Consider the following 20,253-nt stretch of genomic DNA (forward strand, 5'->3'; position numbering starts at 1 on the left):
CTCCGCATCTTTCACCGTCCCCGAAGAGCGGCCAGACCGGCCGCCAGCAGGGGCTCCACTACTCGACCGATGGCGTCGAACCCCTTCCCGACGGTCTGCCCGGCCAGGAAGCGGAAATGAATGCCCTCCAGGATGACGGCCATCTTGAAATACGCCAGCCCGAGGTAGAACTCCATCCCCCGCAGTTCACGACCGCTGGCAACCGCGTAGTGCTCCAGCTGCTCGGTCACACTGGGATAGCCCGGTGCGCGGCTCACGTCGTTGATGTCCCGACCACCGTCCATCCGGCCGAGTTCGTCGTAGACCAGGACAAGGGCAAGGTCGGTGAGCGGGTCGCCGAGCGTCGCCATCTCCCAGTCGATGACGGCTCGCACCGACTCCTCCCACCCGGCCGCGCACAACAGGTTGTGGAGGTGATAGTCGCCGTGCACCCCCGTCGCGGCATCATCAGTGCCGGTGGGAACGAGGTCGGCCAATGCCGCCCGGAGTTTCTCCGCGTCGGGCAGCTCGCGGGTGCGCGATCCCTCAAGCTGCCGGCCCCAGCGCCGTACCTGTCGCGCCAGGAAGCCGGCGGGCCGGCCGAGGCCACCGAGACCAACGGACTCCGGCTCCACGGCATGAAGCCGTGCCAGGACGTCGATCATGGCGGTCGCGAGGTGCTGCGTGCGGTCCTCGCCCAGCGGCAACAGCTCCCGCGCACTCCGGTAGGAGGTGCCCGCCACGTGTTCCATCACGTAGAACTCGGCTCCGATCACCGTGGGATCGGCCGAGTGGGCGTAGGTCCGCGGGACGGGCACATCGCTGTCGCGCAGCGCTGTCATCACCCGGAACTCGCGTCCCATGTCGTGAGCGGTGGCCTGCACGTGCCCAAGCGGTGGTCGTCGCACGATCCGCCGATGCACCCCGTCGGTCACCAGGTAGGTGAGGTTCGACTTGCCGCCGGCGATCAGCAGGCCCGCAGGCCGGCCCCGAGATCCCCAGGGCACATTTGCTCGTACCACTTGTGGAAGGCGGTCAGGTCGAGCCCCGGGATTCCCTCCGGCCGCTGCTTCTCGCTCACCGGTCCCGCCCCCACGACCGCTCGACCTTCGCCCACACACGGCGCATTCCGCCGAGCCACCGGTCGATGTCGGCCGCCTTCGCCGCGTAGTACCCGGCGACCTCCGGGTGGGGCAGGACCAGGAACCGGTTGTCCTCCAAGGACTCCACCCACGCGTTCGCGACCTGGTGCGGGGTGAGCACGAGGTCGTGGGACAGCAGGTTCCGCAGCGGGGCGGCCGCCTGGTCGAGCATCCGAGTCCGCACACCCTGCGGGCAGATGGCTTGCACGATGACCCGGTGACCGCCGTAAGTGATCGAAAGCCATTCTGCGAACGCGACAGCCGCGTGCTTCGTGACCGAGTAGGCGGCCGACCCGAGCATGGTGAGCAGACCTGCCGCCGACGCCGTGACCACAAAGCGGCCACCCTGCCCGGCCACCCAATCGGGCATCAGCTCGTGGGCGGCCCGGACGTGCGCCAGCACGTTGGTGTCGAACATGGCCCCCCAGCCCTCATCCGTGGCCTGGAGACTGTCGGCGCGTCCGTGGTCGATGCCGGCGTTAGCGAAGTAGATGTCGATTCCGCCCAGCTCTTCCCTCGCGGTGGCCAGCAGTTCGGCGACTCCCGCGCCGATGCGCAATCGCCAGGGGCCGCGTGAGCACCGATGCTCCGCGCGACCGCGCCACAGGCATCGGCATCGGCATCGACGTCGTTGACCACCACGCGCGCGCCCTCGGCCGCGACCCGGGTCGCGAGCGCCGCGCCGATCCCGTGCCCGGCTCCGGTCACGACCACACGCTTGCCTTCGATCGCGGTGTGAGTCATGCGGCATCTCCCCGGGCCAATGTGATTCCTCCGTCCACGACCAACGTGGCGCCGGTGATCCACCCGGCCTCCTCGGACAGGAAAAACGTGACGGCACCCGCGATGTCGGAAGGGACGCCGAGACGGCCCAGCGGATACGACGACCCCAGTTCCGCCTCGCGGTCTTCGTAGAGAGCGGCGGCGAACCTCGTCTTCACCACGGCCGGGGCGACCGCGTTCACGCGAACCCGTGGCGCCAGTTCGACGGCCAGTGCCTGGGTCAGGCTGATCAGCATTGCCTTCGTCGCACCGTACCAAGCGATCCCCGGGGCGGGCTCCAGGCCGGAAACGGAGGAGAGGTTGACGACGGCACCGTCGTGTTCGGTCCACCATGCGGCATGAGCGGCCTGCACCCAGGCGAGCGCCCGATCGCGTGGTCCGCGCCGCCCAGGTCCTCGGCTGCCCGCGCGAGCGCTTCGGGCTTGCGTGCGGTGAGCACGACCCGCGCCCCGGCGGAGACGAGGCGTTCCGCGATCCCGAACCCGATTCCGCGACTGGCCCCGGTCACGATGGCCACCTTTCCAGCCAGGCCTCTCATCAGATCGAGATTCCGCCGTCGACGGGCAGCACGGCGCCCGTGATGTAGCGGGCCTCGGCCGAGGAGAGGAAGGCCACCGCGTCGGCGATCTCCGCCGGGTCGGCGAAGCGTCCGAGCGGTATCGCCCGCGCGAGTTCGGCCCGCTTGTCGTCCGGAATGGACTCAATCATGCGAGTGTTGGCGTTCGGGGAAATCGCGTTCACCGTGACGCCGTAGCGCCCGAGCTCCTTGGCGGTCGTCTTGGTGAAGCCGATGATCCCCGCCTTCGCCGCCGCGTAGTTGGACTGCCCGGGATTGCCCCGGATACCGGTGTAGGAAGTGACATTGATGATGCGACCGGACCCTTGCGTCCGGAACGTCGGCACCACGGCGCGTGTGAACTTGAAGGTTCCCCCGAGATGGACGTCGAGGACGGCCTGCCAGTCCTCGTCGGTCAGATGCCACACTGTCCGGTCCCGCAGGATGCCGGCGTTGTTGACGAGCACATCCAGCCGGCCAGTGGCGTCGAGCACCGTCGCGACGACGTTCTCGACCGCGTTCGTGTCCGCCACGTCCGCGGCCAGCCCGCTCGCGCCGAGCCGGGCGGCTTCCTCGGCGACGAGGCCCGTGTCGAAGTCGACCATGAAGGTGTGAGCACCGGCGCGGGCGAACAGTTCGGCGATGCCCAGCCCGACGCCGCGCGCCGCGCCGGTGATCAGCACGCTGCGTCCGGCAAAATCGTAGGTGAGATTGCGCATGGAACCTGTGACTCCAGGTAGTGGATTGGTAGTAGCACGTGGCGCACCCTGAGTCGTGGCGGGCAAGCGCATCACCGGCCCGCCTGGGCGTCGAAGACCACCCGGCCGACGGTCTTTCCGTCCGCGAGACGCTGCAGACCCTCCGCGACCTCCCCGAGGCCGAGGCGTTCACCGATCAGTGGACGGATCTTGTCCGCCGTGACCAGCGACGACAGGGCGCAGTGACAATCGGCGACGGCCGCAGGGGCGTGCTGGTTGTACAGACCCCAATGCAAGCCGGCGATCGAGTAGTTCTTCACGAGCGCGTGGTTGAGGGCGATCCGCTGGATCTCCCCGCCGGCGAACCCCACGACCACGATGCGCCCCTCGAACGCGACGCATTTCGTGGACCGGAGGTAGGTCTCGCCGCCGACCGGGTCGTAGATCACGTCCGCGCCCCGCCCGCCGGTCTCGGCTCGCACGACCTCGACGAAGTCCTCCTCGTGACGGTCCACCACGACGTCCGCGCCGAGGGCCTCGGCGACCGCCTTCTTGCCCGGACCGCCGACCACCCCGATCACCCGTGCTCCGACCGCCTTGCCGAGCTGAACCGCGGCACTGCCGACGCCGCCCGAGGCCGCGTGGACGAGCAGGACCTCACCCGCGCGCAGGCCGGCCCGCCGATGCAGGCCGAACCAGCCGGTCTGGTATCCGATGTAGAGCGATGCCGCCTCGACGTCGTCCAGTTCTTCCGGCGCGGGAAACGTGGTGGCGACGTCCATCAGCGCGAGGTCGGCGAACCCGCCGTGCGGCAGGACCACTCCTCCGACCACCCGGTCGCCTATCCGGTGGCCGTGGACCCCGGGTCCGAGAGCGACGACCTCGCCGCACAGCTCGACACCCGGGGTGAACGGCAGGTCGGGCTTGACTTGGTACAGACCACGGCACATCAGGACGTCCGGGAAGTTCGCGGCCGATGCCAGTACACGCACAAGGATCTGACCGGGACCGGGCACCGGGTCGGGGACATCCTTGAGTTCGAGGACCGCGATCGGCTCTCCGAGGCCGCCCACCTGCCACGCCTTCATGCTCACCCCACCCGCCGGCCGGGACCACGGCGACGGAGCTCGCCCTGCGCGAGGGACCGCTTGTGCACCTCGTCGGGTCCGTCCGCCAGCCGCAGAGTTCGTTGATATGCCCAGAAGTAGGCGAGAGGAAAGTCCTCGGTCACTCCGGCGCCGCCGTGGACCTGGATCGCACGGTCGATCACCTTCAACGCGACGCGCGGGGCGGCCACCTTGATGGCCGCGATTTCCGTTCTGGCCTCGCGGTTGCCGACGGTGTCCATCAGCCACGCGGCTTTCATCGTCAGCAGGCGGGCCATCTCGATGTCCACTCGCGACTCGGCGATCCAGTCCTGGATGTTGGCGCGGTCGGCGAGCGGAGCGCCGAAAGTCACCCGCGCCTGGGCCCGGTCGATCATGAGGTCCAGCGCCCGCTCCGCCATCCCGATCGACCGCATGCAGTGGTGGATGCGACCGGGGCCGAGCCTGGCCTGGCTGATCATGAACCCGTCGCCCTCACCGGCGAGCAACGCGGAGGTGGGCACGCGCACGTCCTCGAACACCACCTCGGCATGGCCTTCCCGGTCGTAGTACCCGTAATAGGGCAGCCCGCGAATCACCGAGACACCGGCGGTGTTGATCGGCACGACCATCATCGACTGCTGCCGGTGCTTGGGGGCGCCCGGATCGGTCTTGCCCATGACGATCAGGACCGCGCACCGGGCATGCAGGGCGTTCGACACGAACCACTTCCGTCCATTGAGGACGTATTCGGCACCGTCGCGCACCATGCTGAGCTCGATGTTGGTCGCGTCCGAACTGGCCACGGCCGGTTCCGTCATCGCGAACGCCGACGCGATCTCTCCGGCGAGCAGTGGTTTGAGCCAGCGCTCGCGGTGCTCGTCGGTCCCGAACAGCTCGAGCACTTCCATGTTGCCCGTGTCCGGCGCGTTGCAGTTCGTCGCTTCCGGTGCCATGTGCGGGCTACGGCCCATGATCTCGGCCAGTGGAGCGTAGTCGGTGTTGCTCAGCCCCGGCGAACCCCAGGCTTCGTTCTCGTGCGGATGGAACAGGTTCCACAGACCCCGCGCCCTCGCTTCCTTCTTGAGGTCCTCGAGGATGGGAGGGTGGAAGTTCGGGTCGCCCGACGCCGTCATCTGCGCGTGGTACAGGGGCTCGGCCGGGTAGATGTGACTCTCCATGAAGTCCAGCACGCGCTCTTGGTAGTGCTTCGCGCGGTCGGACAGCTCGAACTGCATCGCGGGACCTTTCTCCTGGTTGAGGGGGCGTCACGTAGTGCGCTTGGCGCGGATCGACAGGGACACGGCCACGATCAGGGCGAGGCCGTTGAACAGGTTCGCGATGAACGACGGGGCACCGGCCAGTTGGAGCCCGTAGATCCCGGTCGCCAGCAACGTGACCGCGACCAGCGTCCCGACGGCGTTGACCCGGCCGTTGGTCTTGATCTGGGTCGCACCGAGGAGAACGGCGGAAAATGCCGGCAGCAGGTACGGCGGCCCGATGTCGGCGCTGCTCGAGCCCAGCTGCGCGGACAGGACGACACCCGCGATGGCGGCGAGGAGACCCGAGCACACCAGCGACCCGAACCGCAGGCGATCGACACGGACACCCACTAGCCGTGCCGCTTCGGCGTTACCTCCGACGGCGTAGAGGTACCGCCCCAGTGTCGTGCCTTCGGTGACGTACAGGAGAACGGCGGCGATTCCGCACGCGATCCACACCGCCGTGGGGAGACCGGCGAAGGCGCTTTGTCCGAAGACGACGAACGGGTTGCTTAGGTCTGCGACCAGCTGGAATCCGTGGGTGATCCAGAACGTCAGCGCGGCGACGACGCTGCTCATTCCCAGGGTGGCGATGAAGGAACTGACGCCGACCCTGACGACGAGAAAACCGTTGACCGCGCCGATCACCAGCCCCGCCAGTAGGCTGGCGAGGATCGACACCGCGATGCTCACGCCCTCGATCTGGAGCTTGAGGACCAGCACCGCGCCCAGCCCCAGCGTCCCGGCAACCGAAAGATCGAAAAGGCCACAGGCCAGCGGGACGATGAGCGCCAGTGCGGCGATCGAAGTGACCGCCGAACTGCCACTGACGCTGCGCAACGTCGTCGCCGTCAGGAAGGTGTGCGGAACCCACACGGCGAACAGGGCGATGACCAGCCCGAGGGCGTACACCCCGCTCAAGCGGTCCAGACCGATCAGGCGAAGCGGCGAACGGCGACGGTTCCGGGACGCCTGGACCAGGGTGAGGTCGGCGCCTTCTGACTCCTGCGTATCAAGGAAAGTGCTCATCGGTGGCCTTTCTGCTGGATGTCCGCGATACAGGCCGCGGTGATGGCGTCGGCGCTGAGCGGTGCGGTGAGTTCGCGTGCCACCCGGCCGCGGACGAGGACGACGACCCGGTTGCACAGCCGTGCCAGCTCCTCGCTGTCGGTCGAGCAGACGATCACCGCGCTTCCCTCGGCGGCAACGGCCTGGACGCGCCGATGGATGTCTTCCTTCGCGCCGACGTCAACACCTTGGGTAGGTTCGTCGAGGAGCAGGAGTCCGGGCCGCCCCCGCAGCGAGCGCGCCAGCACGACTTTCTGCGCATTGCCTCCCGAGAGCTTCTCGAGCGGTATCCGCGGTACGCGAGGCCGGACATCGAGCTCGTGCAGCCACCTCGACGCCTCATCGCGCTCGAGCCGCCGCAGTCGCAGCCCGAGACGGGTGAAATCGCCAGGTCGGACAATCGAGATGTTCTCGCTGACGTCATGACCGTGCAGCACCGCCTTGACGGCACGGTCGGCCGGTACCAGCGCGATACCGGCGGCGATGCTCAGATCGGGGCGACCCGGCCGCAACGGCCTTCCACGCAACGCCACGGTGCCGGTCCTCGGAATCGCGCCGAACAGGAGTGAGGCGATCGACTCCCGTCCCGAGCCCGTGATCCCGGCGATGCCGAGGATCTCGCCCTCCGCCACGTCGAGGTCGACGTGCGCCACGGAACCGCCGGACAGGCCGGTGGCGCTGAGCACGACAGGCGCCTCGGCGCGGCGCGGCGCGATCGGGGCCGCCTCCACCGCACGGCCGACCATCAGCTCGATCAGCCGGTCGTGGCTCAGCTCGCGCACGGGATGCGTACCGACGACGGCACCGCCGCGCAGGACCGTGACCGAATCGGCCAGGTCGAACACTTCGTTCAGGTGGTGTGAGACGAACAGGACCGCGATGCCCTCCTCTCGCACCCGCCGGACCAGGGAAAACAGCCGATCGACCTCGGGGCCGGGCAGGTTCGCCGTGGGCTCGTCGAGCACCAGCACGCGGACGCGGCTGTCGTGGCGGGAGACGGCTCGTACGACGGCGACGGCGGTTCGTTCGCTGGCGGTCAGCGAGCTCACCGGCTTGCCGACATCGACGTCGTACCCGAACCGCCGCATCAGCCCGCGTGCCTCGCCGGCCCTGCGTTTCCACCGGACGGGGCCCCACATCCGGGCCCCGTAACCACGTCCGAGCCCCAGGTTCTCCACCGTGCTCATCGCTTCGACGAGCCCCAGGTCCTGGTGGACGAAGCGCAGTCCGGCGGCATCGCTCACGCCCGGGTCGTGCAACGCGATGCCCTTCCCACAGACCTTGACCGCGGTTCCCGCATCCGGGACGTGATAGCCGGCGAGGATCTTGATCAACGTCGACTTGCCCGAGCCGTTCTCCCCGACCAGCGCCCGGATCTCTCCGGCGCGGATTCGCAGGCTCACGTCGTCCAGCACTCGCTGAAGGCCAAAGGTCTTCGAGACACCGGAAATGTCGAGCACCGTGTCCCCGGCCGTGCCGGGCTGCGTTCTCGCGTGCTGTGCCGGCACGGTCAGTCCGTCTTCCACAGCCTGGCGAACTGGGCCTGGTATCCCTCGACGCCGACGTAGAATCCGTGATCGACGACGATGTGCGTGACGTTGTCCGCGGTAATGACTTGCCCCGGAAGCAGTGCCTTGGCGGCCTTGGCCGTGTCGGCCCCGACGAAGTGCCGGGCGAGAATGTCGATCACCCGCCAGCCCAGGATGTCGACCGGATCGGCGACCCAGGCGGCCTCCGCTTTCGAGGCGAGGTTGGCGAGGTTGGCCTCGGTGGGCACTTCGCCCATGATGTTGATGCCGGTGAGGCCGGCCGTGCGGATCGCCGGGCTCACGCCCTGTGAGATGTCCCCATTGCTGAAGACGACCCACTTCGCGTCGGGATGGCGCTGGAGGTAGCTCACGACGTTGTTGGGCGTGGTGGTACCCGGATCGGTGAGTTGCTGATTGAGGACCTCGGTGCCGCAGTCCGGACACCACTGCCGGACGGCTTCCTGGAAACCATCGACGAACGCGGTGAGGATCGGGTAAGCGTTGATGTTGAAGATTCCGGCCTTGCCCTTCGCGCCGGAGTGCACGACGAAGTAGGCGGCGGCCCGCCGCCCGTAGAGCTTGGCTTCCTCGGTGCCCCGCACGTCGGTGACGACCCCGTCCACGGGGCCGTCGCCAGTCGCGTTGCTGACGACGGCGATACCGGCCGCTTTCGCCTTCCTGATCTGGTCGGCGAACAGGCTCGCGGGGTATCCGGAGAACGCGATCGCATCCGGCTTGCGGGACAGGGCTGCCTCGAACGCGGCCACGGCGGATGCCGGCGTGGCGCCCGCCGCGATTGAGCTGTAGTCCCAGCCGAGCTTCTTCGCCGCCGCTTCCTCCGCGTCGCTGAGGCGCTTCGCGACAGGCAATGGCACGGTCAGGGTGATGACCGACTTCCCGGCCGGTGGCCGGGCGGGCAGCGGCTCGTCCAGCACGATCGAGGTCGGATTGGCGCTGAAGTCCGCCAGGTATGCCGCGGCTTGCTTCGCGCCCTCGGTGGTGGGAGCGGCATCCGCGCTGGATCCGGAACTGGACGTCGGCGAACTGCAGCCGAGGACCGTCACAGCGGTGAAGGCGATGAGCGCGACAGCGGCAACTGCGCGTGTTCGGGCTGGGTCCACAGAGACTCCTAGTTTCGCCACGACGTTGTGGTCCAGCCGCTCAGGCGGCCGGGCGACCGGGAGAAGCCGGCGACCACCACTATGAACCAAACCCGAGCCTCATGCAACTATTTGTCAAAATGTTGCACTTCCGCCTACGATCATCGACGAGCTAGCTGGTGATCATTCGGCAATTTATCCGATTGAAAAGTACCTTTTTGCCCTCCTGGACCGACAGCCGTTGATGCAACGGTCTTGATAGATATTTCATTCGAGAAGGAGTTCAGCGTGCATGTCCTCGATCAGTTTAGGCTCGACGGCCGGGTTGTCGTCGTGACAGGTTCTTCATCGGGCTTGGGGGTCCGTTTCGCGGAGGCGTGCGCGCAGGCGGGCGCTGACCTGGTTCTCGCTGCGCGCAGGACGCAGCTGCTCGAGACAACGGCGGAGCTCGTGCGGCAAGCCGGGCGCCGGGCCGTATCGGTCGCCACCGACGTGGCGGACCCGAAGGCCTGTCAGAACATGGTGGATCGTGCCATGGAGGAGTTCGGACGAGTCGACGTTCTCGTCAACAACGCCGGCATCGCGACCGCCGTCCCCGCGACGCGCGAGACGTCCGAGCAGTTCCGGAAAGTCATCGACACCAACCTCAACGGTGCCTATTGGGCTGCGCAGGCCTGCGGCCGGGTGATGAAGCCGGGAAGCTCCATCGTGAACATCTCGAGCACAGTGGGCCTCACGACCGCCGGCCTCCCGCAGGCGGCGTACGCGGCGAGCAAGGCGGGGCTCATCGGGCTGACCCGCGACCTCGCCCTGCAGTGGGGCACCCGCAAGGGGATCCGGGTGAACGCCCTCGCCCCGGGGCTCTTCAGATCCGAGATGACCGATCAGTACGCCGAGGGCTACGAGGAGTCGCTCGCGCCACGCATGGTGCTGGGGCGTGCGGGGCATTACCGCGAGATCGCTGGGACTCTCGTGTGGTTGATCTCGGACGCCGCGGGGTACGTCACCGGACAGACGATCGCCTGCGATGGCGGCTTCACAATCACATGAGCGAGGTTCCGGCGCCGGATGGCGTTCGCGGTCACGTGGCCGGGACCCCGGCGTCCGCTGGCCCCTATGCTCGTGCCGTGCCGACTTCGAAGCCCAACAGCCGCACGTCCGGCCGGCAGCGAGCGCAGCCCGCGGACGCCTACGCCCTCGCTCGGCGCAAATACCTGGCCGGGCAGCGGATCGACCTGGGGCAGCTGGCGGAGGAGCTCGGTGTCAACCGGGTGACCCTGTACCGCTGGGTGGGCAGCCGCGACGTGCTGCTGGTGGAGGTCATCTGGCGGCTGACGGAGGAGACACTGACGCGGGAGTGGGAGAAACTGGCGAACGTCCGGGGACCGCGTGTGCCGAGGATGCTGGGCGCCTACCTCCGCGACACGATGTCCCAGCCGGGCGCCAGACACTTCCTGGTGACCGAGAACGAGCGCGCGATGCGGCTGTTCACGCTGGCAAGCCATGGTTTCCAGCCTCGGTTCCTCGCCGCCGTCAGGTACTACCTTTCGCTCGACATCGAGACCGGCAGAATCAGTTCCCCTCTCGCCGTCGACGACCTGGCCTACGTGACGGTCCGCATCGCGGAGTCCTACCAGTACCTGCCCACCATCGCGGGAGCGGCTCCGGACCCCGACACCGCGGAGCGCGTGCTCACCGCCCTGTTGAGGGCGTGACGAGTCCCGCTAACGCAAGCTTCGCTTCAGGATCTTTCCGGTCGCTGTCATCGGAAGCTCGTCACGGAACTCGATGATCCTCGGATACTTGTACGCCGCGAACTGCGCCTTGCCCCACTCCAAGAGTTCTGCCTCGGTCAGCGTCACACCGTCGCGGCGCACGACGACGGCCTTCACCTCTTCGCCGTGCACCTCGTGCGCAACACCCACGACCGCAACCAGGGAAACGTCCTCGTGTGTCATGAGAACCTCCTCCAGCTCCCGCGGGTACACGTTAAAGCCGCCGCGGATGATGAGGTCCTTCATGCGGTCGACGATGTAGTAGAAGCCCTCGGCGTCCCGGCGCGCGAGGTCACCGGTCCTGAGCCACCCGTCCCGCAGGGCGGCCGCGGTCGCCTCGGGCCGCTCGTGGTACCCCCGCATCACGTTGTGGCCCTTGACCGCGATCTCACCAACGCCTGAGAACTCGTCGCCGTCGCCGGGCGGAGGGAGCGGGTGCCAGTCCTCGTCGAGGAGTGCGAGCTCGACGCCGGGCAATGCCCGCCCGACCGAGCCCACCCGGACCGGCTCGCCGAGCCGTGCGGAGCTGGCGGCCGGCGAGGTTTCCGACAATCCGTACCCCTCCAGGATCGTGACCCCGAACGACCTCTGGAACCGCGCGTGCGTCTCGGCGGCGAGCGCCGCGCCACCCGAGGCCGCGACTCGCAGTGTGCTGCCGATCCGGTCGGTGCGAACGCCCGCGTCCCGGGCCGACTGCAGGGTGTTGATCAGCCTCCAGTACATCGTCGGCACGCCCGCGAACACCGTGACACCGTCATCGGCCATCCTGCGCAGGACCTCGACCTCGTGGAACCGGTCGAGCAGGACGAGTTTCCCACCGGAGGCGACGGAGGCGTTCTGCAGGCAGGTCTGACCAAACGCGTGGAACAGCGGCAGCGCGCAGAGGAACGTGTCCGGGGGATCGGTCCGGATCTCGTACACCGCGCTGCTCGCCAGTGCGTTGTCGCGGAGGTTCCGGTGCCTTAACTGCGCCCCCTTGGGCTGACCGCTGGTCCCGGAGGTGTAGATGAGGACCGCGACGTCGTCGGAGTGCACGTCCAGGGTGCCGAAGTGGGGACTGCGCTCGGCCCATGGCACGACGCCGCCCGGGCCGACCTTGATGGGGTACACGTCCGGCACCGCATTGGATCGGCCCACGTCCGCACCGGCGAGGTCCTCGACCGCGCGGTACGCGATGTGGAACCGGGCACCCGAGTCGCGGAGGTGGTAGGCGATCTCCCGCGGACGAAGGAGAACGTTCAGCGGGACGACGACACCTCCGGCCTTGAGGATTCCGTAGTACGCAGCGGTGAACTCGGGGACGTTGGGACAGGAGAGAGCCACGGATTCACCCCGGCGGAGGCCGAGACCGGTGAGATGTCCGGCAACCTTGTTCGCCTCGGCCAGCAGTGCCGCGTAGGTCCAGCTCCTGTCCTCGTGCGCGACGGCCACTCGATCCGGATGGGCGGCGGCCGTGACGTCCAGGAAACTCGCGAGATTGACCATGAAACCTCCACCCGGCCACACGAATGCAACATTTGACGTCAATGTAGCAATCTCGCGGTGGGACCGGTACCCTTGCCCGGAAGTGACGGCGACCTCACCGGAGCACGCACAAGGATCGGAAGCCTCAACGATGAGCGCGATTACCCTCAACGGCGACGAAATCCACTACGCCGACGTTCCCGGACCCACGCACGACGCGCCGGTTCTGGTCTGGGCACACGGCTTTCTGTTGTCGGCCAAGTTCTACCTGGACATCATCTCCACACTGCCCGCCTACCGGCACGTCATCGTCGATCACCGTGGCCACGGCCGGTCCGCGGCCATCGAGACCGATGCCACGCTGCGGCGCATGGCCGACGACATCTGGGGCGTCGTGTCATCGCTGGGTATCAACCGTTTCGGCTACGTCGGGCACTCCATGGGAAGCGCGGTCGGCTGGCGGCTCGCCGCGGAGCATCCCGCCGCCATCGCGGCCGGAGTCGCCATAGCGGGTATCCCGGTCACCGGGAAACGGCCGGAGAGCCGGGAGTGGGTGCTGAGCATGATCGACATGGCGGGAAAAGAAGACGTACTGGCAGAGATGATCGGTGGCCTCTACAAGCATCTCGCCCCGGGGTCCGATCACGTGCGCTCGGCCGGCGCGGAGGCGGCGCTGGTGCCACGCGAATGCATCCGCGAGATCGTGACCGGCCAGTTCCATGTCGACCAGCGTGCCGAAGCCTTACCGGCCCTGACCCAGCCGTGGCTGTTCGTGGTCTCGTCGGACGACGAGTCCGAACCCCCCGAGCACCAGCTCACGTGCTCGGCACTGCTGCCCGACTCGACCTCGGTCATCCTGGAAGGAGAGGGGCACATGGTCTGCCAGGAACGACCTGAACAGGTCGCCCGGCACATCGCGGATTTCCTCGGCCGCCTCCAACTCCGATAGGGAGCGCTCAGGCCCGGCGACTGCGCCACGGACCCAACTCGTCTGGCGCGAACAGTCCTGCGTGAGCAAATAGATCAGTTCGGGACCCAGCGAGGAACCCGTCCGGCCTACAGGGCCAAAGCCAATCCGGCGTCCAGGACAGGGCCTCGAACGAAACCAGGACGCTGGCGGTATCCGTCGCGCCGAACCTTGGCATGAGCGGGCTTCACAGCGACCGGTAACCCGCTGACCACCTGGAACCGCGCCCGGGTGGTGTCAGCGTCGCGCAAGGTGCCTGTCGCCGAGGGAACACCAACGCGGTCGCCGTTCCACTGACCCGGCTGTGTCCGAACAGGACTGAAATCAAAGCCGTCGTGGTGCACTGGTGGTGAGCTGTGCCCCCGGCAGGATTCGAACTGATCCCGTCTCGACCCGTTCTCAAGAGGGACAAGTCCAGAGCAACCGGCTAACGGGCAGTCCCCACTTGCGCCGCCGCCTCGCGTAGGACGAGGGCGAGCAGGCCGGGGAAGCGTTGCTCCAGATCCTCGCGGCGGAGGGAGTTGATGCGGCGCGTTCCCTGGTCCCGTTGGCGGATCAGGCCGGCCTCGCGCAGGACGCGGAAGTGGCGACTGCTGGTGGATTTGCCGACCGGGAGGTCGAAACAGCCGCAGGCCACCTCGGGCTCGGCGCCGAGGGTGGCCACGATGCCCAGGCGGACCGGGTCGCTCAGCGCGGCCATCACCGTGAACAGGTCCAGGTCCCGCACGTCGGGGTGCAGCAACGGGGACGAGGTTCGGCTGGCCACGCCATCAGTATCCACGAGGCAGTCCATGTTCGCATTTGAGCGAACATGGGATACGGTGGCGATCACCAGCCGGCCACGCCATCCGATGGGAAGGGGAACTGCCATGTCCTCTCCGGTCTCGTCCACGCCCGCAGCCGGGTCGCCGGCCCCGATCGGCGTCGGCATCGTCGGGCTCAGCGCCGGCGCCGGCCGGGCTGGGACGGCCCACGTTCCCGCCCTCGCCGCCCTGCCCGGCGCCTACGAACTGCGCGCGCTGAGCACCAGCAGCCCCGAATCGGCCAAGGCGGCCGGGGCGAAATTCGGTGTTCCGCTGGCGTTCGGCAGCGTCGAGGAGCTAGTGTCCTGCGCCGGAAATCGTGTGACTAAGTCTAGTATGGGTGGATGGCGCGGACTGGGCGACCGAAGGTCGAGTTGGTGTTGACCGCTGAGGAGCGGGAGACGTTGCAGCGGTGGGCGCGTAGGTCGACAAGCGCGCAGGCGCTGGCCCAGCGGTGCCGGGTCGTGCTCGCGTGCGCGGAGGGGTTGTCCAATGTGGAGGTCGCGGCGCGGCTGGGGGTGCATCGGACGATGGTGGGCAAGTGGCGTGCCCGGTTCGCCTCGGACGGCTGGACGCCCTGATGGATGAGGACAGGCCGGGCCGGCCTCCGTCGATCACGGTCGACCGGGTGGAGGACGTCATCGTGGCGACGCTGGAGCAGACTCCCCGCAATGCCACGCATTGGTCGCGGGCGTCGATGGCGGAGAGGTCGGGGTTGAGCAAGTCGACTATCGGCCGGATCTGGCGCGAGTTCGGGCTCAAACCTCATCGTGCGGAGACGTTCAAGCTCTCGACCGATCCGCTGTTCGTGGAGAAGGTCGTGGATGTCGTTGGTCTGTATCACAACCCGCCCGAGCGGGCGGTGGTGCTGTGCGTGGATGAGAAGAGTCAGATCCAGGCGCTGGATCGTTCCCAGCCGGCGTTGCCGATGATGCCGGGCATGCCCGAGCGGCGCACCCATGACTACGTCCGCAACGGCATCACCAGCTTGTTCGCCGCGTTCGATATCGCCGACGGAACGGTGATCGGCGAGTTGCACCGCCAGCACCGCGCCGCTGAGTTCAAGAAGTTCTTGATCACGATCGACAAGGCCGTGCCCGCCGAGTTGGACGTGCACCTGGTCTGCGACAACTGTGATGATGATCAGGTGCCGTCCCGGGCTGTGGCCTGACCCGTGCGACAACCGGCCGTGGTGCCTTTCCGTAGATCTGTCGGCTCCAGCCTGGGACGGTGCTTGCTGCCGCCGGACCGGCGGGGCGTGTCCCGATAGGGGCCTTGCCGTGAACAGGGCACCATCACAGTTCTGACCGCCTCGACCGGCCCGGCGACGGCCATCCGTTCCCGAGTGGTCAGGAGACAGACGACTGTGCCCAGCATGCCCCACACCGCCCTGCCCAGCCAAGACGACGCCCCGCCCGCGAGGTCGTTCTCGGCGTGGATACGCACAAGGATCTGCATGTTGCGGCGGTGATCACGGCCCTCGGTGCCCTGCTGACGTGGGCACGTGCGTTCGGTCCGCTGCAGCGGGCTGGGGTGGAATGCACTGGCTCCTACGGCGCGGCGCTGGCTCGGCACTTGCGCACCGAAGGCGAGCAGGTGATCGAGGTCAATCAGCCGGACAAGGCCACTCGCCGCCGACGCGGCAAGACCGACGCCATCGACGCGGAAACGGCCGCTCGCGCCGTCCTGTCCGGCCGGGCGACCGGCAGCATGAAGACTGGTGACGGGCCGGTGGAAATGCTCCGAATATTCAAGCTGGCCAAGGCATCCGCTATCAAGGCCCGGACGCAGACGATCAATCAGCTCAAGGCCGTGCTCATCGCTGCCGACCCAGCGCTACGCGAAGCATTGACAGGTCTGAGCAACCCCATACTCTTCCGGCGCTGCGCGGAACTCCCGCCCACCACACCCAACGACGTCACCAGCGCCGCGGTCTACACGCTTCGCCTGCTGGCCCACCGGATTCGTGAACTGACCGGCGAGATCCGCGATCTGGAACACCGGATCACCGATGCTGTTGCCGCGCATACTCCGGCACTGCTGGAACGTCCCGGAATTGGCCCCGACAGCGCGGCCGCCCTGCTCGTCACAGCCGGGGACAATCCAGACCGCCTGCATAGCGAGGCGTCCTTTGCGGCGTCAGCCCCGTGCAGGCATCCTCGGGCAAGACACACCGACGCCGACTCAACCGCGGTGGCGACCGCCAGGCCAACGCCGCGCTCTACCGCATCACGCTCTCCCGCCTGCGCTGGGACCAGCGCAGCCGCGACTACCTCGACCGACGCACCGCCGAAGGCAAGACCCGTCGCGAGGCCATCCGCTGCCTCAAACGCTACATCGCACGGGAGATCTACCACTTGATCACCAGTCCCGCATCCACGCCGAGCACGCAATCACAACCCGCCGCCGCTTGACATCCATAGGGGCATCTACGGCACGCACAAGACCCCCGCGATCAAGGCCTGGCTCGCCCGCCATCCCCGGTTCCACATGCACTTCACCCCGACCGGCTCCTCGTGGATCAACCAGGTCGAACGCTGGTTCGGGTTGCTGGCGGAGCAGAAGATCAAACGCGGCGCCCACAGGAGTGTGCAGGCGCTGGAGAAGGATGTTCGAGCCTGGATCGCCGATTGGAACACCCATCCCCGGCCGTTTCTGTGGACCAAGACCGCGGAAGAGATCCTCGAGTCCCTGGCTCGATTTTGCAGGCGGATTTCTGACGCAGGACACTAGTCGAGCGCGACGAGGTGGACCTGGTGGTGGTCTCGGTCAAGGTGCCGCACCACCTCGAGCTGGTCATGGCCGCGCTGGCGGCGGGCAAGAACGTGCTGAGCGAGTGGCCGCTGGGCAACGGGACCGCCGAAGCCGAGAAGATGGCCGCCTTCGCGAGTTCGCGGAATCTGCGGGGGTTTGTCGGGCTCCAGGCGCGCTTGGCGCCCCCGGTCCGCTACCTCCACGACCTGATCGCGGACGGCTACGTCGGAGAAGTGCTTTCCACCAGCGTTATCGCCTCCGGCCCGCACTGGGGCGCGACGTCCGACGACCGCCACGCGTACCTGGCCGACCGGGCCAACGGCGCGACGCTGCTGTCCATCCCCTTCGGGCACACCATGGACGGACTCGCCTCGGTGCTGGGCGAGTTCACCCAGCTCAACGCCACGCTCGCCAACCGGCGCCCCGAGGTCCGCCACGCCGGGACCGGAGCGGCCATGCCCAAGAACGTCGACGATCAGATCGCCGTGACCGGGCTCCTCGAGTCGGGCGCCGTCGCCTCCGTCCACTATCGCGGCGGAGTCACCCGCGCGACCAACTTTCTCTGGGAGATCAACGGAACCGAGGGCGACCTGCACGTCACCGGCGCCTCCGGGCACCTCCAGTTCGGACAGGTCACCATCCACGGCGCCCGGGGCGAAACGGACGAGCTGAGCGAGCTTCCGGTCCCGGCCCACTACGACGCGAACGTCCCCGCTCTCGCGCACGCCCGCGACACCATGGCCTACACCGTCGCCCACGCCTACGTCCAGTTGCACGCCGACCTCACGGAGGGCACCCGCGTGATGCCCGACTTCGCCCACGCGGTGCGCCGCCACCGTTTCCTCGACCAGGTCGAGCAGGCGGCCGCCACCGGTGCACGCCAGTACGTCGGCTGACCAGGGCTGCAGATCCGCCCACTCGGTCGGCACCGTGGAGTGACGTAGGACACAACGCCAGGAGAACCGGTCAGCCGAAGCCCGCGTCTTCCCCGATGCCGGAGGGGATTCGGCAAGCAGGCGGGCAACGAGGCAGGGGGCAGACCGGTGACGACACGGGTACTCGGCACGGATCGTGTGGAACATCGGCGGCAAGGGACGGCGCGGGTGCTCGGCATCGAGCTGCGCCGGTCGACCGCGCCGGTGGCCGGCGCGCTGGCACTGGTGCTGGGGCTTGTCTCGGTGCTGTACCTGCTGAGCGGCATGGAGCCCGCGTTTGGGCAATGGACCACCTTCACCGGCCTGCTGCGCGACACCCTGGAATTCCTCTGCCCGGTGGCTCTGGGCGCCGGGGCCTGGCAGGGACGGCGGGAAGGCCGGCCCGAGGTGGCCGAGCTGATCACGACCACCGCGCGGCCCGCTTGGCGGCGCGCGCTGCCGGTCGCCGGCGCGCTCGCGATCACCCTGACACTCGCGTACCTGCTCGTGTTCGCCTACGGCGCGGTCCAGGTCGCGGGCAACACCTCGTACCAGCACCTCGGCTGGTTGCCGCTGCTACTCGTCGGCGAGCTGTCGCTGCTCGCGGCCGCGTGGCTAGGCCTGGGCATCGGCACCGTGTTGCCTTCGGTATACACCACGCCGATCCTCATCGTCCTGAGCTTGGCCGTGCTGCGGGTCCTGGCGTTCGCGGTCACCGGGAAGTCTTCGCTGCTGGGCCCCGGGACGCACTTGCGCAGCCAGATGCTGACCATCGCGCCGCAGGTCACTCTCGGCCAGGCGTTCTGGTTCACCGGGCTGGCCGTGGGCGGCCTGGTGCTGGTGATGGTCCCCGGACGCCGCCGTTACCTGGCGTTGCTGGCGATCGGCGCCGGGCTCGCGGTGGCGCTGCCGCTGTTCCCGGCCACCCGGGACGAGGCCAGCGTCATCGACGCGGAAGCCGCCGCACCGGTCTGCACCACGGACGCGCCGCGCGTCTGCGTCGCCAAGGCCCACGCCGATGCGCTGGACGACATCACCGGCCCCGCCCGGGACGCGCTGCACCGGCTGGCGCCGCTGGCCTCCGCGCCGGCCTCGGTCTCGGAAATCACGGTGAGCCCCTACGACAACAGCCCGAAGCCCCAGCCGTCCGGGGTGGTCTCGTTCGACCTGTACAGCGCCGACCTGGACGACCAGTCTCAGCCGAAGGTGCCCGCGGAAGAGCTGGAAACCCGGATGCTGGAGGGCGCCGGGACGACGTGGTGCACCGTGCTGCCCCCGGAGGAGCAGCGGGACCGGGAAGCCATGGAGCGGCTGGACCGCGAGTACTCCGCGCGGGAGCTGTCGGCCTCGATGCTGCTCGGCAAACCGGTGGGGACCTTCGACTCCGAGGCGGCCCCGTTCTGGCCCGTGCTGCACGCGCTCCCGGCCGCGGAACAACAGCGACGGCTCAGCGCCCTGCGTCAGGCCCTCCTGTCCTGCCAGGGTGACCCGCTGGCCATCCTCACCCAGGGTCTGGCGCCGCAGTGACGTTCGGGCAGAGATCGTTGCGGCGGTTGAAGTCCGGTGACCGTCGGTGGCAGCGTCGGACTCGCACTGGCCGGCCCGGAACTCACCCAAGGAGCGTTCACGAATGAGTATCTCGCGCAAGGCGGGGGCGACCGGTCTCCTCGTCGCCGTCTCCACGGCCGTCGCGATCGCGGCCGCCGGTACCGCCAACGCCGGCGCCGGCCCGCCGCAGATCTACGGCTCGTACGGCGACTGCATGGCAGCGGGCAACACGCTGGCGCAGCAGGGTGAGGCGCACGGCTTCCACTGCGTGGACATCGGCGCGGCCCCAGTCGGCGTCCCGTCCTCGCAGTGGAAGCTGGTCATCGACTTCTGATCTCCGGCTGCTCCGTCCAGAACGCCCGTACCGCGGTTCTGGACGGAGCAGTTTTCACTTGGCCGCCAAGGATTCCAGGGCCGCCGCGGTCTCCAGCGAGATCAGCCGCGAGTTCTGCAGCGCCGCGACCTGCCAGCGGTCGTCCTGCCACACCATGGCGTACAGCTGCAGGAAGGACCGGTGCGCCGGCGGCTCCTGCTCACCTGGCATCAGCATGGCCATCCGGTGGTGCACCACACCCCATCCCGGCCGGACGATCCGCGCGAACTTCACCTCGCCGCGCACCAGCCGGGTGCCCTTCAGCACCGTGTCGAACAGGGGCCGGTGGAACGCGATCAGCTCGTCGCGTCCTTTGTGGATGGATCCCTCGAAGTCGACCAGCTCGCCGTCGTCCGTGAAATCGGCCAGGAACGCGGCCGCGTCACCGGCGTTCCAGCCCTCGTTCATCCGGCCCGGAATGGCGCTCATCGACTCGGCCGACTGTTCCATGCG

At 68.3% G+C, this 20,253-nt stretch carries 17 protein-coding genes and 4 pseudogenes; 9 read left to right on the forward strand and 12 right to left on the reverse strand.

From position 1 onward, the window contains the following. Positions 1 to 11: 11 nt before the first annotated feature. The 9 genes and pseudogenes from OG371_RS10070 to OG371_RS10110 all read right to left on the reverse strand — a co-directional run bounded on the left by OG371_RS10070 (position 12) and on the right by OG371_RS10110 (position 9,166). Positions 12 to 914 (reverse strand): phosphotransferase family protein, encoded by a 903-nt coding sequence (locus tag OG371_RS10070; protein ID WP_329067859.1) that lies wholly within the window; start codon positions 912 to 914, stop codon positions 12 to 14. 142 nt (positions 915 to 1,056) lie between these two features. After that, positions 1,057 to 1,865 (reverse strand): annotated as a pseudogene (locus OG371_RS10075) (SDR family oxidoreductase). After that, positions 1,862 to 2,442: pseudogene (locus OG371_RS10080) on the reverse strand (SDR family oxidoreductase). Before OG371_RS10080 ends, OG371_RS10075 begins: the two co-directional pseudogenes overlap by 4 nt. After that, on the reverse strand, positions 2,442 to 3,179 hold the full coding sequence (locus tag OG371_RS10085; protein ID WP_329067861.1) for an SDR family oxidoreductase: 738 nt from the start codon (positions 3,177 to 3,179) through the stop codon (positions 2,442 to 2,444). Before OG371_RS10085 ends, OG371_RS10080 begins: the two are co-directional and overlap by 1 nt. A 71-nt stretch (positions 3,180 to 3,250) precedes the next feature. Beyond that, a complete protein-coding gene (locus OG371_RS10090) occupies positions 3,251 to 4,246 on the reverse strand; it encodes an NADPH:quinone oxidoreductase family protein (RefSeq protein WP_329067863.1) in 996 nt (331 codons plus the stop codon). Between the two features lie 2 nt (positions 4,247 to 4,248). Next, positions 4,249 to 5,481 carry an acyl-CoA dehydrogenase family protein gene (locus OG371_RS10095; RefSeq protein WP_329067865.1) on the reverse strand — a complete coding sequence of 411 codons (1,233 nt, stop codon included), beginning with the start codon at positions 5,479 to 5,481 and terminating at the stop codon, positions 4,249 to 4,251. Positions 5,482 to 5,511: 30 nt separating this feature from the next. Further along, the gene (locus tag OG371_RS10100) at positions 5,512 to 6,534 is read right to left on the reverse strand and encodes an ABC transporter permease (RefSeq protein WP_329067869.1); all 1,023 of its coding nucleotides are present in this window, start codon (positions 6,532 to 6,534) and stop codon (positions 5,512 to 5,514) included. Next, a complete protein-coding gene (locus OG371_RS10105) occupies positions 6,531 to 8,099 on the reverse strand; it encodes a sugar ABC transporter ATP-binding protein (RefSeq protein WP_329067870.1) in 1,569 nt (522 codons plus the stop codon). The genes OG371_RS10100 and OG371_RS10105 overlap by 4 nt, the downstream gene beginning before the upstream one ends. After that, complete coding sequence (locus tag OG371_RS10110) at positions 8,084 to 9,166, reverse strand: sugar ABC transporter substrate-binding protein (protein WP_329067872.1); 1,083 nt, start codon at positions 9,164 to 9,166, stop codon at positions 8,084 to 8,086. Before OG371_RS10110 ends, OG371_RS10105 begins: the two co-directional genes overlap by 16 nt. A 324-nt stretch (positions 9,167 to 9,490) precedes the next feature. On the opposite strand from OG371_RS10110, the gene OG371_RS10115 reads away from it, so the two are divergent. Beyond that, positions 9,491 to 10,252, forward strand: a complete 762-nt coding sequence (locus OG371_RS10115; protein WP_329067874.1) for an SDR family NAD(P)-dependent oxidoreductase — start codon at positions 9,491 to 9,493, stop codon at positions 10,250 to 10,252. A 77-nt stretch (positions 10,253 to 10,329) separates the two neighbouring features. Then, positions 10,330 to 10,917, forward strand: coding sequence for a QsdR family transcriptional regulator (locus OG371_RS10120; RefSeq protein ID WP_329067876.1), 588 nt, complete (start codon positions 10,330 to 10,332; stop codon positions 10,915 to 10,917). A gap of 9 nt (positions 10,918 to 10,926) precedes the next feature. Here OG371_RS10120 and OG371_RS10125 read toward each other — a convergent pair whose 3' ends face one another. Next, on the reverse strand, positions 10,927 to 12,462 hold the full coding sequence (locus OG371_RS10125; protein WP_329072980.1) for a long-chain-fatty-acid--CoA ligase: 1,536 nt from the start codon (positions 12,460 to 12,462) through the stop codon (positions 10,927 to 10,929). Positions 12,463 to 12,592: 130 nt separating this feature from the next. Here OG371_RS10125 and OG371_RS10130 point away from each other — a divergent pair, with 130 nt between their 5' ends. Further along, the gene (locus OG371_RS10130; protein ID WP_329067878.1) at positions 12,593 to 13,390 is read left to right on the forward strand and encodes an alpha/beta fold hydrolase; all 798 of its coding nucleotides are present in this window, start codon (positions 12,593 to 12,595) and stop codon (positions 13,388 to 13,390) included. Positions 13,391 to 13,835: 445 nt separating this feature from the next. On the opposite strand, the gene OG371_RS10135 is transcribed toward OG371_RS10130, so the two are convergent. Continuing rightward, positions 13,836 to 14,174, reverse strand: coding sequence for an ArsR/SmtB family transcription factor (locus OG371_RS10135; RefSeq protein ID WP_329067880.1), 339 nt, complete (start codon positions 14,172 to 14,174; stop codon positions 13,836 to 13,838). Positions 14,175 to 14,555: 381 nt separating this feature from the next. Between OG371_RS10135 and OG371_RS10140 the strand changes: the two are divergent. The 6 genes and pseudogenes from OG371_RS10140 to OG371_RS10165 form a co-directional block, all read left to right on the forward strand. After that, positions 14,556 to 15,343: pseudogene (locus tag OG371_RS10140) on the forward strand (IS630 family transposase); the annotation flags it as partial. A gap of 302 nt (positions 15,344 to 15,645) precedes the next feature. After that, positions 15,646 to 16,625, forward strand: a pseudogene (locus tag OG371_RS10145) (IS110 family transposase). A gap of 13 nt (positions 16,626 to 16,638) precedes the next feature. Further along, on the forward strand, positions 16,639 to 16,944 hold the full coding sequence (locus OG371_RS10150; RefSeq protein WP_329072982.1) for a transposase: 306 nt from the start codon (positions 16,639 to 16,641) through the stop codon (positions 16,942 to 16,944). A gap of 23 nt (positions 16,945 to 16,967) precedes the next feature. After that, entirely contained in the window at positions 16,968 to 17,861 is an 894-nt protein-coding gene (locus tag OG371_RS10155) for a Gfo/Idh/MocA family protein (RefSeq protein WP_329067882.1), read from the forward strand. Between the two features lie 147 nt (positions 17,862 to 18,008). Continuing rightward, positions 18,009 to 19,406: a hypothetical protein gene (locus OG371_RS10160; RefSeq protein WP_329067884.1), complete on the forward strand. Its 1,398-nt coding sequence runs from the start codon at positions 18,009 to 18,011 to the stop codon at positions 19,404 to 19,406. A 103-nt stretch (positions 19,407 to 19,509) separates the two neighbouring features. Further along, positions 19,510 to 19,761, forward strand: a complete 252-nt coding sequence (locus OG371_RS10165; RefSeq protein WP_329067886.1) for a hypothetical protein — start codon at positions 19,510 to 19,512, stop codon at positions 19,759 to 19,761. Positions 19,762 to 19,815: 54 nt separating this feature from the next. Here OG371_RS10165 and OG371_RS10170 read toward each other — a convergent pair whose 3' ends face one another. Then, entirely contained in the window at positions 19,816 to 20,250 is a 435-nt protein-coding gene (locus OG371_RS10170) for an SgcJ/EcaC family oxidoreductase (RefSeq protein WP_329067888.1), read from the reverse strand. Positions 20,251 to 20,253 lie beyond the last annotated feature (3 nt).

It is taken from the genome of Amycolatopsis sp. NBC_01480, assembly GCF_036227205.1.
Classification (GTDB): domain Bacteria; phylum Actinomycetota; class Actinomycetes; order Mycobacteriales; family Pseudonocardiaceae; genus Amycolatopsis.

Bases quoted from the DNA above. Each gene is read 5' to 3' on its own strand.
- OG371_RS10130 (WP_329067878.1), top strand. From the start codon at position 12,593: ATGAGCGCGATTACCCTCAACGGCGACGAAATCCACTACGCCGACGTT.
- OG371_RS10090 (WP_329067863.1), bottom strand. From the start codon at position 4,246: ATGAAGGCGTGGCAGGTGGGCGGCCTCGGAGAGCCGATCGCGGTCCTC.
- OG371_RS10165 (WP_329067886.1), top strand. From the start codon at position 19,510: ATGAGTATCTCGCGCAAGGCGGGGGCGACCGGTCTCCTCGTCGCCGTC.
- OG371_RS10095 (WP_329067865.1), bottom strand. From the start codon at position 5,481: ATGCAGTTCGAGCTGTCCGACCGCGCGAAGCACTACCAAGAGCGCGTG.
- OG371_RS10100 (WP_329067869.1), bottom strand. From the start codon at position 6,534: ATGAGCACTTTCCTTGATACGCAGGAGTCAGAAGGCGCCGACCTCACC.
- OG371_RS10085 (WP_329067861.1), bottom strand. From the start codon at position 3,179: ATGCGCAATCTCACCTACGATTTTGCCGGACGCAGCGTGCTGATCACC.
- OG371_RS10125 (WP_329072980.1), bottom strand. From the start codon at position 12,462: ATGGTCAATCTCGCGAGTTTCCTGGACGTCACGGCCGCCGCCCATCCG.
- OG371_RS10170 (WP_329067888.1), bottom strand. From the start codon at position 20,250: ATGGAACAGTCGGCCGAGTCGATGAGCGCCATTCCGGGCCGGATGAAC.